Source organism: Pseudoalteromonas sp. '520P1 No. 423', assembly GCF_001269985.1.
Lineage (GTDB): Bacteria > Pseudomonadota > Gammaproteobacteria > Enterobacterales > Alteromonadaceae > Pseudoalteromonas.
In genome coordinates this window covers 1,164,675-1,179,867 of record NZ_BBZB01000002.1, presented here as the reverse complement: position 1 = coordinate 1,179,867, position 15,193 = coordinate 1,164,675, and the positions used below count along the sequence as shown (strand labels likewise).

The following is a 15,193-nucleotide window of genomic DNA, read 5'->3' as shown; positions in this document are numbered from 1 at the left end:
TGGGCAATATTTAGTTATATATATTTACAATTTAAATTTTTAAAGGCAGCTAGGAGGTTAAGTCTTATAATTTGAGATTATCAATATTTACACATTTTTCTTTTGGGCCAATGGTGTGTTTGATTTGTTTAACCACTTTTTTGGCTGTACTTCTAAAAGTTGTTAACTTACCACCATATAAACTGATAATGTGAGGGTTTTGAGGTGATTGCCAGATAATGCTTTCTCTAGGGCGTGAAAAAGCAGCATTTTTTTGCTTAGGTAATACACGTACTCCTGCAAAGGAGCGAATGATTTTTGGTAATTCTCCTTTATAATAACTTTGGTAGACTGATAATAAATAATCGATTTCCTCTGCATGGGGGCTGATATATTCTGGAAGTTCTTCTAAAACAACTTCAGTAGTGCCTATTAGTGTTTTACCATACCAAGGCATAACAAATATCACACGTTGATCAGCTTTAGACTCTAAGTAGAATATTTTTTTGGGCGCCGTTTTATCTAAAATAATATGCGTACCTTGCACCCAATCAATATTGCAGCCCTTAACTTGTGGGTAAATTTTATCTAAAGTTTCATTCACCCAAGGCCCAGTTGCGTTAATTATCATTAGTGTATTAACTTCACTTATCCCTTTATTTATATTAAATGATACTTTATATCCGCTACTGAGCTTTTCAGCTTTAATAAATTCGGCATGAGAATGAGCACTGGCTCCTAAGTTAAGCGCACTTTTAATAATACTGTTAGTTAATAATTGATCGTTTGTTTGTGCATCCCAATATTGGAATACTGCAATTAACCCCTCTGTTTTTATATCTTTTAATAGTGACCAATCTGTTTTTGGTATTTCTTTATAACGGCTTAGCTTATTAAATCCAGATAGTAGAGCATATAATGATAAACCTAATCTTAATGTCCAAACACTTCTTGAGGTATCACTATATACAGGAATGTAAAAAGGAATAGGGTGTACTAATTCGGGGGCTAATTTTAATAATGAGGCACGTTCTTGTAATGCGTTGTATACCAAGTTAAGTTGCATTGTTTCTAAATAACGTAAACCCCCATGTATTAACTTACTTGAACTACATGAAGTTTGACTTGCGTAATCACCTTTTTCCAAAAGTAATACGCTGTAACCAGCTGCGGCTGCACATTGGGCAACGCCTGCACCTGCTATACCTCCTCCAATAATAGTGACATCAAACTGCGTCATAAACTTATAATCTCAATAAGACCTTATTAAGTTAAGTTTGTAAAATATATAAGAATAATCAAGTATAAAAGTGAATATTTTTGAAGGCGTTATTTAAACTCCCACTCAGGGCCAGTTAAATAACACAAATGGTATGATATAAAGGCTTATTGTATAAGTAAGCTATTGTGGATGGTATTTTTTAATATTGAAATGAGTTAGAACACGCCGGGTTATTTTGTGCCTCATAGTTTATATCCTGCTGGTTATCATTGTGATCCAAGTTTGCCACTGCCATTTACGTGTATGGCTAATCAAAGAAATTTTATTGCTTTATATAGCTCTTCTATATAAATATAATCATTATTTTAAACTAAAATATATTAGTGAATAGTTTTAAATATCTAACTTGAATGGTATTTTAGCTTTTAAAAGTATCAAAAAAGCGAATATATGACTAATAAGCCAGCTTTAATTTCTAATCTTTGGATAAAATCAATTGTCTTTGGCTGCTTTGGTGGCCTAATCAATTTATTACCGCTGTCTTTTTTATCAAACACCGAATTTCTTTTTGGTCAATTATTTGCATTTTATATCCTATTCAAATATGGATTGCGTTATGCACTTGTAACAGGTTCTTTAGCGAGTAGTTTCTTATTTATAAAGTGGGGACATAGTTGGTCTGCAATTGTACTTACTCTTGAATTATTGTGGTTATATAGATACTCAATTCAAAAACATAAACCTATCTTTAGCACTGGAATCGTGTTTTGGTTATTAATAGGCATCCCAATTATTGGCGTAATTGGGGTTGTTATATTTAATATTCCTTGGTTATCTATTGTCATTGCACAGGTTAAATATTTATTAAATGCAATGGTGTGTTTGTCAATCGCAAATATGGTGTATTTATATTCATCTCATTTTATATCACAAAATAAAAATCATAAAACGTCTTTAGAAAGTCTACTGAATCAAACAATTAGTACTTTGGTTGGTTTAGCAATTTTAGCTGTTACGCTTATTGTGATTAATTTTAACCACCAAAAGTTTCAATTTGATGTGCGTACACAATTAGCCAATAAAGCGGGTGGTATTGCAAATCTAGTTGATACACATTTAACACGCCATGCAAATGCAATAAAAGTTGGCTCTCAAAGTATTGTTAATGGTGCATCTCATCAAGATGTCATTAATAACTTAACAGACAACTATCCTAATTTTTTAACCAGCTTTACGGCAGATAAAACAGGTTATATAGAAAGTGCGGTACCAAGTAGTTTTCTTAAAAAATTAAAAAGTGGTAGCTTCTCAGTAACAGATAGAGAGTATTTCAAACAAAGTGAAATGAATAAAAACGTGTACATATCAGATGCTTTTGAAGGTAGAGGTTTTGGCAATGATCCTATCGTCGCAATTGCTAAAGGTATTTATGATAATGACCGTTTTACAGGTATTATTGAAGGCTCATTAAATTTAAAAGACTTATCAAATTATCAACCTAAATTGTTTGATCAAGTTGTGGATTTGTTGATTTTAGATAAAGAAAATAAAGTGGTATTTTATTCAGGTGAAATGGATTATCCAATTTTAAGTAAAGTATCTCAAGATAAATTAGCATTATTAAATATTGATGATAACAACCCCATATTTACCACAAAAGAAAACGAAGCATATTTTGTAAGTAGTCAAAAATCACAGCAAAGCCAGTGGCGTTCTGTTTTGTTTTTTAAACAGTCTTATATAGAAATGCAATCAGCTTTATCATGGCTCAAAGCGATTTTAGCGATGTCATGTATTTTTGTCTTAGTGTTTATTTTCACAACCAAATTAAGCCGTTGGTTAGTATCTGGAATACATTCTTTAAGTCAGCAAATGAACGACTTTGACCCAATGAAAAATAATGGAGTAGCGCTTAATAAACAACAGTCTTGGTATGAAATTGATCAGTTACAGCAGCAGTTTAATATACTGGCCAATAAGCTTAATATTAGTTTTTTTGAGCTGGCAAAGTCAGATAAAGAAAATTCAGATCTTAATAGCAAGTTGAGTTTATATAATGAAAACTTGGCCTCAGAGGTAGAAAAAACCACACAGAGTTTAAAGCTGAGTATGCAAGTTGCTGAACGAGCTAATAAAGCTAAGTCTATTTTTCTTGCCAATATGAGTCATGAAATTAGAACGCCGATGAATGGCATTATTGGTATGAACAATATTATTTTAAAAATGCCTGATTTACCTGATGATGTCTTAGACAAAGTGCAATTAACACAAAGTTCTGCAAATACATTAATGACGTTACTAAATGATATATTAGACTTTTCTAAAATAGAAGCGGGTCAATTAAAGCTAGAACACTGTAAAACAAACCTTCATGATTTATTTGCAGAATCGATACAAATATTTAAGCTGTCTTCATTACAAAATGGGGTATCATTTAAAGTAAATGGCTTAGAACAGCTACCTATCTGGGTGGATACAGATCCTGTTAGATTGAAACAAATCATTTCCAATTTATTAAGTAACGCGGGTAAGTTCACTCATCAAGGCGAAGTGAAATTAAATATGACATATTCAAATCATATTTTAAGATTTGCTGTAGTTGATACTGGTATTGGTATAAATGACGATCAACAAAAAAAATTATTCACCGAGTTTAATCAGGCTGATAGCTCTACCACCAGAAAGTACGGTGGAACAGGTTTAGGGCTAGCCATCTGTCGTAAACTGGTTTTATTATTTAACGGTTCAATGGAGCTTGACAGTGAAATAGATAAAGGCAGCTGTTTTAAAGTGATGCTCCAAATATTACCTTCACAAATAAAAAGTGACAAAAAAACAGGTGTTAAGCAAGAGACTCATTTATATGGAAAAAAAATATTATTAGTAGAAGACAACAAAGTAAACCAAATCGTAGCACACACTATATTGGAGTCTTTTGATGCTAATGTAGAAATAGCTGAAAATGGTCAAGAAGCTTTAGACAAGTTATCTCAAACAACATATTCAGCTGTTTTAATGGATTGTCAAATGCCGATAATGGATGGTTTAGAAGCAACGCGATTAATTAGGCAGTCTCCAAGTAAGTATGGTAAACCTATCATCATAGCTTTGACGGCTAATGCATTTGATGAAGATCAGAAGAGGTGTTTAACAGCAGGAATGAACGACTTTATAAGTAAACCGATAGAGAACGAGGTGTTATTATCGGTACTTAATAAATGGACTTGTAAAAACTTTGAATGAAAAATCTTCTAATTTAAAAAAAATCAGAGCTTTAAGGGATTTATTTATTGCTAAATTAATTAATTTTATTGGCATTGCCAACAGTTAATGATTGTTGGGGCACTAAACCATGTCAAGTTACTATTACCAGAAGATTCTGCCCAAGGAGTAATTTCAGGATATGCATTAGTGATCTCAACTCGTTCATATGGGTGCTTCCAACGTGATGTAATATTTAGTGCTCAAGGTAAATTATCTGAAGTCATATAATATCTGCCAATTACACTTGATGAGTCACCATCTTGTGTTCCAAACTGAGATTGGTCAGCTAAGTCTGTTGGTAGTTTATTAGGTAAATGAACTTCTATTCCTCTATTATGCGTAGAAAAAATAAATGGGTTATAAGGAGCTGTTCCCAATAAACTCCTGTCAACCGCATCTGTGAAACTAAATGAGAAAGTAACGTCCTTAGATACTTTAACATCAGATGAATCAAATCCATCAAAACTCAAAGCAAAATCGTTGCTATCAGTTGGTGTTATGGTAACACGCCAGCGTTCGCCAAGATTTGTTTGACTTGAAGGTATTGTATTTCCAGTATGTTCTGATTTACCTGCAAAGGTATCATCTACAAAGTATCCTTGGCCAAAATCAACAAACCAACGATAGTGGTATGTAACTGAATCATTATCCGGATCAGCTTGTGTAGGCCCAATAATAGCTACTATTAAGTCATCATTTACGGAGGAAGCAGTATTAGGTGTAAAACTAATTTCAGGTTGATATGGAGGAGAATTATTTATTCCTTGAAGTAGACTTGGATCTAAATCTATGCCATCAACTGCAATGCCGTCATACTCACCATTTTGGCTATGAGTCACCTCTGAATCGACATCCCAGGCCCTGACCAGCAAGGTTGCGCTTTGTATTTGCTTGTGATTGCATTGACCAATTAAAGGTATCTGATACTGTAATATCTGAAAAACCAGTTGATTGAACAGGTTCTTCAACAACGATAGGACTTGGTTCTAGCTCGGTGGAAGTCGTTTTTGCTTTATCGCTGCCACCACCACATGCCATAAGGTATGGAAAAAATGAAACTAATAGTATGCGTAACTTTGTCATGATTAAGAGCTTTAGTTTACTTTAAGATGCTAATAACGCATAAAGCGAGCCACTATTAAACTATTGTTAATTATAACAATTAATTTTCACTTATTTGCATTATGCAATTCAGATTGGCTTTTACAATGATTTTGTTATTGTATTAAATAATATATATTGATGTGCAATAAGATATTTAACTGATATCACAAAATTTAAAAAAGGGTTTTAAATGAAAAAAGTTTTAGTATTTGGTAATTCAGGTTCAGGAAAATCAACTTATGCTAAAAAGCTAAGCTTAAATGAAAACTTAGTACATTTAGATTTAGATACAGTGGCATTTGAACAAGACAACCCAATACAAAGAAGACCGCTTAAAGAATCAATGTCTGAAATAATCCCCTTTATTGAGCAAAATGAAAACTGGGTGATTGAAGGTTGTTATGGTGATTTAATTCAGTGCCTTTTTGAGTACGCTAACGAATTAGTTTTCTTAAACCTTCCTGTAGAACTTTGCCAAGAAAATGCAAATAATAGACCATGGGAGCCTCATAAATATGAATCAAAAGCAGCACAAGATAAAAACCTGCCAATGTTATTAAATTGGATTTCAGGTTATTATGACAGAGATGATACGTTTTCTTTTACTTGCCATAATGAACTTTATCAAAGTTTCTCAGGTAAAAAACAACAGATAACATCTAACTGATAACAAGAATAAGATAATAAAAATAGAATATGCATCAGGGTTAATTCTGCTTAAGCCAAATACTGAGAAAAGTAGAGCATTGGCGCCGTGTGATTGCACCACGCCTTGATGAAGCTGCTGCGACTTTACAAGATAAAGAAGTACAAATTGAATCTTGGTTTAAAATATAAATACCATAATAAAAAGTATTTATTATGGTATTTAAGAGCAAATCGATTCAGCGGGTATTTGAAATATCAATGCAACTAAAACATCCTATAGATAAATTTTATTATGAAATTATGTCAGAGATCACAGCTAATAATGGTAACATTTTAGAGACATCTTTGATTGATATCCCACGGGAGTAATATCTGTACATTTATTTTATATCATTATACAAAGAAATTTAATTTGACTAACTTCGGAGTATATCTATTATTACCATTTAGTGTGTTAATTGGTATTTCTTTAGCATCTCAAGCAGGCGTAAATTCACAACTCAGACTTGCCTTAATTAACTCAATTCAAGCAGCTTTCATTTCGTTTTTGTTCGGTACAATTATTTTAGGTATAGTTGCTTTTATACAAGGAGATGCTTGGCTCAAACCAGGTTCATTAGCTCAGTTCCCTTGCTGGGCATGGATTGGCGGTTTGCTTGGATCCTTTAATATTGCAATGTCTATTTTTTTAGCACCTAAGTTAGGTGCCTTGGTTTTAGCGGTATATGTAGTATGTGATCAAGTTATTGCATCTTTGGCACTTGATCATAATGGTTGGCTAGGATATCCAAAAATTGAAATTAATACTAACCGAATAATAGGCGCACTATTTGTTGTTATAGGCTTGGTTTTGGTTGCTAAAAAATAACGGTTTGTATTTGATCAGCTTAACTTTTCTATTAAAACACAATAAAAACACGGATAAAGATAACCAAAGAGCCATGCAGTTATATCGTGCTATGGGTTTTGAGAGAGATAGTGACAATGTATATTATCGCGTGCCATGTTAGTATCTCATATTATTAATATATTTTTCAGATAATTAAGGGGAATTTATGCAGGATTATCAAAAGCTCGTATCACATTTTGAAAAGATTTCTCGATTTAAACATTTGGCTTCTATATGTGGTTGGGATCAGGCCGCTGTCATGCCAAGTGGTGGTAATCAGGCGCGTTCAGAATCAATGGCAGAACTATCAGTTCATATTCATCATCTATTAACGCTCCCTCAATTAGGTGACTGGTTTTCTAATGTTAATCAAAACGAACTATCAAGTATTGAAGCTGCTAGCTTTATTGAAATGAAACGCCATTGGCAGCATGCGACAGTATTACCTGAAAAACTTGTAGAAGCTAAATCCTTGGCTGGATCACAATGTGAACATGCTTGGCGTACTCAAAGAGGCGATAATGATTGGCATGGATTTGAAAATAACTTTGCTCAAGTTGTTGCACTATCTCAAGAAGAAGCCAAAATAAGAGCACAAGCAGCTAATTTAACGCCTTATGATGCCATGCTTGATTTGTATGAGCCTGGTATAACGACCCAATCTTTAGATGTCCTATTTAGTGACGTAAAAACTTGGCTGCCAGATTTAATTACACAAATATCTGATAAACAATCCAAAGAATCGTTTATTGCACCAAAAGGCACATATCCGCAAGAACAACAAAAACAACTAGGCCTAGATGTGATGAAGATGCTAGGGTTTGATTTTAACCACGGCAGATTAGATGTTAGTGCGCATCCTTTTTGTGGCGGTGTACCGTCAGATGTTCGTATTACTACCAGATATGATGAAAGTGATTTTGTACAATCATTAATGGGCATAGTCCATGAAACAGGCCATGCACGTTATGAACAAGGTTTACCTAAAGCATTAAACACATTACCTGTTGGCAGTGCGCGTTCTATGGGCATACATGAGTCACAAAGTTTATTTTTTGAAATGCAACTAGGGAGAAGTGAAGCTTTTATAAATAGCTTAGCCCCTATGGCTGCATCTATATTTAAACAAACAAATTCACCGGTATTTGAAAGTGATAACTTTTTAAAGCTTTATACCCGAGTGTCTCCTGGATTTATTCGAGTAGATGCAGATGAAGTAACTTATCCTGCACACGTAATCTTACGTTACGAAATAGAACGTGATTTAATGAATGGAAAAATATCTCATAAAGATATCCCTGAGTTATGGGATGCTAAAATGAAAATGTATTTAGGTTTATCAACTAAAGATAATTACACTAATGGGTGTATGCAAGATATTCATTGGACTGATGGCTCGTTTGGTTATTTTCCATCATATACTTTAGGTGCTATGTATGCTGCACAGTTTATGTCTGCTATGAATAAAGAAATTAAAGTTGATAGTTTGGTTGAGCAACAAAACCTGAGCCCCATATTTGATTGGTTAGGTAAAAACGTTTGGTCAAAAGCGTCATTATTATCAACAGATGAATTAGTTAAACAAGCTACAGGTAAAACTTTAAATGCACAGCACTTCAAAATCCACCTAGAAAACCGTTATCTTTAAATGTTTTTAATCATAGCGCAATAATATCTGCGCTATGATGTTTGCTTTATTTAGCCCTTAAAAGATAACATAACAACGAAGTGTAAATCCCCATAGACTCCTGTAAGGCGGGTTTAAAAACGATTTATACTGCGTTAAATAATTTTGAAATACGACTGAATGGATTCAGAAGGTAGCGCAATGCAGGAGCTATTGCCGAGAATAACTATGACTTCAATTATTTGCCTTGTCTAAAGCGCTTTTATCTCCCGCTGAATGGGAAGTTAATTAATACAATTGGTATTAGTATCATTTTGCATCAATTCAATTTGAAACCCAAAATTGTCTATAGCATTTCAAGTGGAAATCCTTACACTAAGCATCCTTAGCATTAAAATCGTAAGAAATAAGAGAGTCAGTTTTGAGTATTGAAGAACAAGAAATAAAGACACTGTTAACAAACTTAGAGTGCAGAACTAACTTTACAATGAAAAAAATCACTGAATATATGCTACCTAAAGTAAAAGAGGCTTTTTATCTACATATTGAGGGAAATACACCACATATAATTATCCGCCCGGTATTTGAAGTGTTTGTGACTGATTTAAGTGATATTGACGGAGTTACTAAAAGAAGTGATTATTTTCATAATGCTGAAATGACGCGTTTTCCAAAAAGGGTGCGTAAAGGCATAAACGAAATACATTACGGCATATCATTTAAGTTTGATGACAAAAAAGCTGTAAAAAAATTCATTAAAAAGCTGATTAACATTATCAATCCACAATAAGTTGGCTTAATGATTGCTTGGGTAATTGCTTTATTCGTTAATTAAAGGAACAACATGTCAATTATCAGCAATCAATTACCTGGAATAAATTCAGCAAATCATTCAGACAATAATATCTCTAAAACCACATCAACGAGTTTTAAATTATTTGAAGTTATGTCTAAACAGCCTGATCCAATGGCTGGTTTTGGCTCCGATGAAATTTCAGATAATGTACAATCACTCTATCGTGAACTTGGGGTAGAAGTTCAGCAAACAATGGATTCAAGTTTAGAAAAAAGAGAATACGATTTAAGCTATTTTAATAAGGTAATTAAAGAGATCACTGAAGTACCTATCAAAGTGGAAGTTGAGCGTCATGAGATGAAAGATGCCATTTTATTTGCGCGTTTAGGCATTGATTTCTTAAAAGTTAAAGAGATTGAAGTTAAAATTGATATGCTGACTTTAACAGGTCAAGATATTGAAAGTTCATCAGCTTTAACACAATCAGATAAAGATATATTACGTGAACGCATTAATGATCTTAAAGTGCAATTGGAAGAGCAAAAGGCAGCTTTAATGAAAGGGGAGACCCCTGAAGAGCTTGAACCATTTAAAGCGCTAGACTTCAAACAAGCCGATGAAATTAATCCTTTGTACAATCAGATACAAGATTCAAATAAATACTTATTTTGAAAAATCATGTTAAATTTATGACTCAATTGAATAAAGCAGCTAGTATATGTTTTTAGAGTTTATTTAAACAAGGTAAAGAATGGAAGTTTTACCCGCAACAATGGATCACTTAGAGTCTTACAAAGACTTTTTGCTAGCATGTTTGGATAGTGGTATTAAGAAGTATGAAATGCCACTTCAAGACCCAAAGTCCTATCTAGAAAAAATAGTGTCGCATACCATCGAAGATTTTCTTCCTGAGGATTGGCCTAAAACATCTACTTTTTTTTGCATCGAGAATGATGAAATATTGGGAACTATTAGAGTTCGACATGGTACAACACCTTATATCGAAAGGGTTGTTGGCCATGTAGGTTATGAAACTAAACCTACGGCAAGGGGTAAAGGGGTGGCGAAATTGATGCTTTCTTGGTTGCAACAAAATATTATCAGCCAAACTGTGATTATTACCTGTGAGTCAAATAATATTGCTTCAAGAAAAGTAATTGAAAGTTGTAGCGGAAAATATATCAATGAAATATACAGCCATGAAAAAAATGCTGAGGTAATGCGCTATCAATTACCAGGATTTAAAAAAGAATCTAAATAAGCGTATCTTGTTTAATATTAAAAAATACTCCCTTTGATATGCTGATTTCTAACAATGATAAATGTAATTCTATATATAACGAATATTAAGCTAGTCAAAGTTATTAATAATAGTTATCATTAACCTTTATTTTTAGTGTTCAAACTAGGTTATTATGAAAAAATTATTATGTATTTCAGCTGTTATAGCGTTATCAGCATGTTCTATGACAAAAGACCAAGTAGCGCCAACAGCAGATGAATTATTTGCAAATTATAAAGACAATGCACAGAAACTTGTTTCTTTAATTTCACAAAAAGGCAATGACGCAAAAGTTGAAGAATACTCAGAAACTTTAGTTGAGGTGTCTCAACCTATCATAAAGGCATTCATTGCAAAGTTTCCTCAGTGTGATGAGTATTTAACTGCAGTAAGTAAAGCTGCTGATATTATTCCTACTTTACCATTAAGTGAAATAGAATCTGGTTACCATGCAGATGGTAAATTACCACAACTTACAGATGCAAACTGTTATCACGCAAAAGATTTGTTAGTACACCCTGCAACAGTTCAAGCTATGGCAGTGATAGGTATTAAAACTGACAAACAGCGTGAACAAGCTAAACATGAAGTTGAAGAAGTTTTAACGCACTTTGCACAAGTAGAGACTGCTTTTAAAGGTCTTTAGGTTTTATACTTTTAAATAAGTTTAAAAAACAAAAAAGAGCAGTTAATACTGCTCTATTTATTTCTACATAATGGCCCTATTTAAGCGAACAAAGATTAAATTCAGGTTGTAAGTCACAAATGTTTTTTTTAATTTTATTTGCTGATGTTAAGTTATCAATTTCTTTTAAATAATTGGCCATTTCCCAAAAAGAATCAGCGTTATTTCGATTTAAACTTAAACCATAATTAATCACATGTTTAATATTTAGTGCATCTTCTGGCTTAGTAGACATTGCAAAATAAACACTTAATTTTTGTAGTAACTCTAATTCAATTTGGGCATCAAATCCAAAACGTTTACCAAAATCATCATAGTGCTGCTTTAGATTGGTAAAGTTACTTATTTTAGTAAAGAACAGCAAGAATTAACAAAACTGATAGATACTGAATCTTTAGATTTACAGCCGTTATATTCTCCTTCTGAAAATCGATTTATATATCAGACAAGCAGGCGAGGGTTTTCGCAATTAGTTATTAGTGATAAGGAAAGCGAAAAGGTATTATTTATTAATCCTGAACATGAAGAATTCTTTGGTTTTACATGGTCACCTGATGGCAGTAAAGTTGCTTTAGCCACTACGACTCAATTGTATATGTTTGATGCTAATACAGCGTCAGAATTAACAAAAGAAAAGTTAGATAATAAAATATATATTAGAGATTGGTTTAATAAAGATCATGCTTTACTCGTTAACTTAATAAAAAATGGGCAATCAAAACCTGCGAAGTTAAATCTTTCATCCACAAAGATAGACGTTTTAGTGGATATACCAGCAAGCTGTTCGATCTTAGATTCAGATGATAATATATACTTTAATAACAATAAACAGATATCAAAAATTGATAACAATAATCAGATTTCAAAGCTTTGGTATAGTGATACGGGCAATATTGAGAATATTCTAATAACAGATAAAAATGCTGTAGTTCAAGTTAATTTCAAAAATAACAATCAAATTTGGATGGTTGACTTAAAATCACTTCAAAGTAGGCAGGTTTACCCTGATCTAGATCCTAGGTTAATGATTTCTGATATTTCAAAAAATGAAGAAGCATTATTATTTCATTCTCATTTAAGTGTTAAAAGAGAAATCGCAATTTTAAATATGACAAATAATCTATAAATGGATACAAAAAGCTCGGTTTACTTATTAAGCTCCGAGCTTATTTTATACCCAAATTTATTCATACCTTAATGACTTAATAGGGTTCTTTCTTGCTACAGTTGCTGCGTTTGAGCCCACTGTACTCCAAGCGATTAATAAAGATAAAACACCAACCGATAAACAAATAGGCACTAACCATAAAGTATCTATACGATAAGGGAAGTTCTCAAGCCAAGTTAACATCATAAAAGACGCAATAGGCCAAGCAATAAGATTAGCTAATACTACTGGTTTTGAGAATTGCCAAATAAGTAAGGCTACGATGTCTTTTACGCTAGCGCCCATCACTTTACGAATACCTATTTCTTTAGTTCTGCGCTCTACCGTAAAAGCTGATAAACCATATAAACCTAAACACGCGATTACGATGGCAATTAATGAAAAGACTAAGAACAACTGCGCTGTAGTTAATTCATCATGATATTGCGCCGCCATCATTTCACTTAAAAACTGTAAGTTAATAGGCTGCATAGGTACATTACTTTTCCATACACTTTCAATACTACTAATCAGGTTTGGCATGTTATCAGCAGTAAATGAGATGTTTGCTACGTTGAATAATTCTGGATTTAACGTATACACTGACGCCCTTACACCAAATCTAATTGAACGAAAGTAAATATCTGGAATCACACCAATGATGGTTAAATGTTGCTTACCACGGATATCAGTTGCCAATGTTTTACCTATGGCATCTTGTGGGCTTTTAAAGCCAAACTTTTTCAAAGATGAATGGTTGAGTATAGCGCTGCTTTGACCCAGTTCTCCTGCTGCCACTTGTTTAAGTGTATCAGTGCCAAAATTTTCATCAAAGAGCCTACCTGCCAGAGGTTTAACACCATAAGCTTCAAAGAAGCCATAGCCCATATTATACTGATTCATACTGAGTGATTCGTTGTTAACACCCGTTTCATGAGTTTCTAAAAGCTTAAATCCACGATTATTTTCATTATCTTGTGAAGGCGCCTCTGAAGACAAAGTCACACTCGTCACTTCAGGTAGATTTAATAATTCTTGTTTTAAACTTGCAAGATTATCGCCCGCCGAACGAATATTAAGGATTAATTTATTGTCACTTTTATAACCGACTTCCATGTTATTAGAAAATAGTGTTTGTCCGTAAATAACTAAAGTTGATATTACTAAAATGATTGAAGTCGAAAATTGAAAAACAACTAAAGCACTTCTAAATTTAGCTGAACTTTTTGACTCAACACTTTTACTCGACTTTAATATTTTTCCAGGTAAAAATCGTGATAAATACAATGCTGGGTATACGCCTGCACCAACTCCTACACATACAGCAAGTCCAAGTAACATAAATAATAGACTAGGTTCATCAAACAAATGTAAGGATAACTCTTTACCTAATACTTCATTATATAAGGGCAGTATTAACTCAACCGCGACTAAGGCAAAGAGCAATGACAAGAGCACTAAGCCAATCGCTTCCCCTAAAAACTGAATAGCTACTTGGGTTCTACTGGCACCTAATACTTTTCGCATTGCTACTTCACGCGCTCTTTTACTGGCTTTAGCCGTAGACAGATTCATAAAGTTAATACAAGCAATTAATAACACTAAAGCTGCGACAATAATGAAAGTGATGATCATATTCCGATCGCCCATGGGTGTTAAATCTCCCATGCTACCAGCATCCCGCTTAGCTTGTAGGTGCAAATCTGGCACTGCCATTAACTTTAACTGAAAAACATCAGTAACGGTTCCTGAAGGGGAGTTTTTGGCAAAACGTTCGGTTAACGGACTCTCATTGTTTAGCCAATAATTAATCCGTTGCTGTAATTGCGTTATTTTAACGCCGGGATTTAATTTAAAATAACTGTAAACGTTGACGCTGGTCCACGTATTTAACATCTCATCGTTTTCGCTAAACAAAGCCGGCTGTAAATAGACGATTAAATCTGTATTTAAATGCGTTGCCTCAGGCAAATCCTTGATAACCCCTGTGATAGTCAATGTGGTGGTATTTTCTTCAACACAACAAACTGTTAGAGTTTCGCCAATCACGTCACTTTTTCCAAAGTATTTATAAGCAAGTTCTTCACTAATAACCAAATCCATCGGTTTGTTGAACGACGACTCTTTAGAACCATGGACAAAAGGCAAATCAAATAGGTTAAAAAATCTGCTATCAACCATAGTAAAATCTTCAGGAAAAGCATCTTCATTTTGCCTAACTGTCATACCAAACTGAATCAAACGCACGCCCTCTTCAATTTCTGTTTTAGCATAACTTTTGATCGCAGGCATCATTCTGCCTGCAGAACGTACAGTGTCAAAAACCTCCTGATTTGGAAGAGAGTAAGTGGTGTGCATGCGAACTAAACGATCATTGTCTTTTAGCCAAGTATCAAAGCCTGATTCTTGGCGAACAAATAACATGATTAAAATACAGCACATCAAACCAATGGCTAGACCAAAAATATTAATAACTGAAAAAACACCGTTTTTAATGATATTGCGCCAAAAGGTAATAAAGTAATTGCGAAACATAAATTTCTCCTAATA

The 15,193-nt window shown here is 33.5% G+C and carries 14 protein-coding genes and 1 pseudogene; 10 read left to right on the top strand and 5 right to left on the bottom strand.

What is annotated here, in order from left to right:
* Positions 1–64: 64 nt before the first annotated feature.
* Entirely contained in the window at positions 65–1,219 is a 1,155-nt protein-coding gene (locus PSA_RS23630; RefSeq protein ID WP_042149365.1) for a glycerol-3-phosphate dehydrogenase/oxidase, read from the bottom strand.
* Between the two features lie 432 nt (positions 1,220–1,651).
* Here PSA_RS23630 and PSA_RS23625 point away from each other — a divergent pair, with 432 nt between their 5' ends.
* On the top strand, positions 1,652–4,444 hold the full coding sequence (locus PSA_RS23625; RefSeq protein WP_042149361.1) for an ATP-binding protein: 2,793 nt from the start codon (positions 1,652–1,654) through the stop codon (positions 4,442–4,444).
* A gap of 65 nt (positions 4,445–4,509) precedes the next feature.
* On the opposite strand, the pseudogene PSA_RS23620 reads toward PSA_RS23625, so the two are convergent.
* Positions 4,510–5,304 (bottom strand): annotated as a pseudogene (locus PSA_RS23620) (LruC domain-containing protein).
* Complete coding sequence (locus PSA_RS26105; RefSeq protein ID WP_042149356.1) at positions 5,294–5,548, bottom strand: hypothetical protein; 255 nt, start codon at positions 5,546–5,548, stop codon at positions 5,294–5,296. The pseudogene PSA_RS23620 and the gene PSA_RS26105 overlap by 11 nt, the downstream one beginning before the upstream one ends.
* A 211-nt stretch (positions 5,549–5,759) precedes the next feature.
* On the opposite strand from PSA_RS26105, the gene PSA_RS23610 reads away from it, so the two are divergent.
* From PSA_RS23610 to PSA_RS23580, 8 genes are all read left to right on the top strand, one after another.
* Positions 5,760–6,236: an AAA family ATPase gene (locus PSA_RS23610; RefSeq protein ID WP_042149354.1), complete on the top strand. Its 477-nt coding sequence runs from the start codon at positions 5,760–5,762 to the stop codon at positions 6,234–6,236.
* Between the two features lie 393 nt (positions 6,237–6,629).
* Entirely contained in the window at positions 6,630–7,085 is a 456-nt protein-coding gene (locus PSA_RS23605) for a DMT family transporter (protein ID WP_042149351.1), read from the top strand.
* On the top strand, positions 7,072–7,227 hold the full coding sequence (locus tag PSA_RS25655; RefSeq protein ID WP_157575831.1) for a hypothetical protein: 156 nt from the start codon (positions 7,072–7,074) through the stop codon (positions 7,225–7,227). Before PSA_RS23605 ends, PSA_RS25655 begins: the two co-directional genes overlap by 14 nt.
* A 45-nt stretch (positions 7,228–7,272) precedes the next feature.
* Entirely contained in the window at positions 7,273–8,754 is a 1,482-nt protein-coding gene (locus PSA_RS23600; RefSeq protein WP_042149348.1) for a carboxypeptidase M32, read from the top strand.
* A 400-nt stretch (positions 8,755–9,154) separates the two neighbouring features.
* Positions 9,155–9,523 carry a hypothetical protein gene (locus tag PSA_RS23595; RefSeq protein ID WP_042149345.1) on the top strand — a complete coding sequence of 123 codons (369 nt, stop codon included), beginning with the start codon at positions 9,155–9,157 and terminating at the stop codon, positions 9,521–9,523.
* A gap of 54 nt (positions 9,524–9,577) precedes the next feature.
* On the top strand, positions 9,578–10,201 hold the full coding sequence (locus PSA_RS23590; protein WP_042149342.1) for a hypothetical protein: 624 nt from the start codon (positions 9,578–9,580) through the stop codon (positions 10,199–10,201).
* A 79-nt stretch (positions 10,202–10,280) separates the two neighbouring features.
* Positions 10,281–10,790: a GNAT family N-acetyltransferase gene (locus PSA_RS23585; protein WP_042149339.1), complete on the top strand. Its 510-nt coding sequence runs from the start codon at positions 10,281–10,283 to the stop codon at positions 10,788–10,790.
* A gap of 154 nt (positions 10,791–10,944) precedes the next feature.
* Positions 10,945–11,457 (top strand): hypothetical protein, encoded by a 513-nt coding sequence (locus tag PSA_RS23580; protein WP_052380147.1) that lies wholly within the window; start codon positions 10,945–10,947, stop codon positions 11,455–11,457.
* Positions 11,458–11,533: 76 nt separating this feature from the next.
* On the opposite strand, the gene PSA_RS23575 is transcribed toward PSA_RS23580, so the two are convergent.
* Positions 11,534–11,860: a hypothetical protein gene (locus PSA_RS23575; protein ID WP_042149333.1), complete on the bottom strand. Its 327-nt coding sequence runs from the start codon at positions 11,858–11,860 to the stop codon at positions 11,534–11,536.
* A 231-nt stretch (positions 11,861–12,091) separates the two neighbouring features.
* Between PSA_RS23575 and PSA_RS23570 the strand changes: the two genes are divergently transcribed.
* A complete protein-coding gene (locus PSA_RS23570; protein WP_042149330.1) occupies positions 12,092–12,622 on the top strand; it encodes a hypothetical protein in 531 nt (176 codons plus the stop codon).
* Between the two features lie 57 nt (positions 12,623–12,679).
* Here the strand turns inward: PSA_RS23570 and PSA_RS23565 are convergent, their stop codons facing one another.
* Complete coding sequence (locus PSA_RS23565) at positions 12,680–15,178, bottom strand: ABC transporter permease (RefSeq protein WP_042149328.1); 2,499 nt, start codon at positions 15,176–15,178, stop codon at positions 12,680–12,682.
* Positions 15,179–15,193 lie beyond the last annotated feature (15 nt).

Excerpts from the sequence above, each read along its gene's own strand:
- PSA_RS23625 (WP_042149361.1), top strand. The coding sequence starts at position 1,652 with ATGACTAATAAGCCAGCTTTAATTTCTAATCTTTGGATAAAATCAATT.
- PSA_RS23600 (WP_042149348.1), top strand. The coding sequence starts at position 7,273 with ATGCAGGATTATCAAAAGCTCGTATCACATTTTGAAAAGATTTCTCGA.
- PSA_RS23565 (WP_042149328.1), bottom strand. The coding sequence starts at position 15,178 with ATGTTTCGCAATTACTTTATTACCTTTTGGCGCAATATCATTAAAAAC.
- PSA_RS23570 (WP_042149330.1), top strand. The coding sequence starts at position 12,092 with ATGTTTGATGCTAATACAGCGTCAGAATTAACAAAAGAAAAGTTAGAT.
- PSA_RS23610 (WP_042149354.1), top strand. The coding sequence starts at position 5,760 with ATGAAAAAAGTTTTAGTATTTGGTAATTCAGGTTCAGGAAAATCAACT.
- PSA_RS23630 (WP_042149365.1), bottom strand. The coding sequence starts at position 1,219 with ATGACGCAGTTTGATGTCACTATTATTGGAGGAGGTATAGCAGGTGCA.
- PSA_RS23580 (WP_052380147.1), top strand. The coding sequence starts at position 10,945 with ATGAAAAAATTATTATGTATTTCAGCTGTTATAGCGTTATCAGCATGT.
- PSA_RS23590 (WP_042149342.1), top strand. The coding sequence starts at position 9,578 with ATGTCAATTATCAGCAATCAATTACCTGGAATAAATTCAGCAAATCAT.
- PSA_RS23585 (WP_042149339.1), top strand. The coding sequence starts at position 10,281 with ATGGAAGTTTTACCCGCAACAATGGATCACTTAGAGTCTTACAAAGAC.
- PSA_RS26105 (WP_042149356.1), bottom strand. The coding sequence starts at position 5,548 with ATGACAAAGTTACGCATACTATTAGTTTCATTTTTTCCATACCTTATG.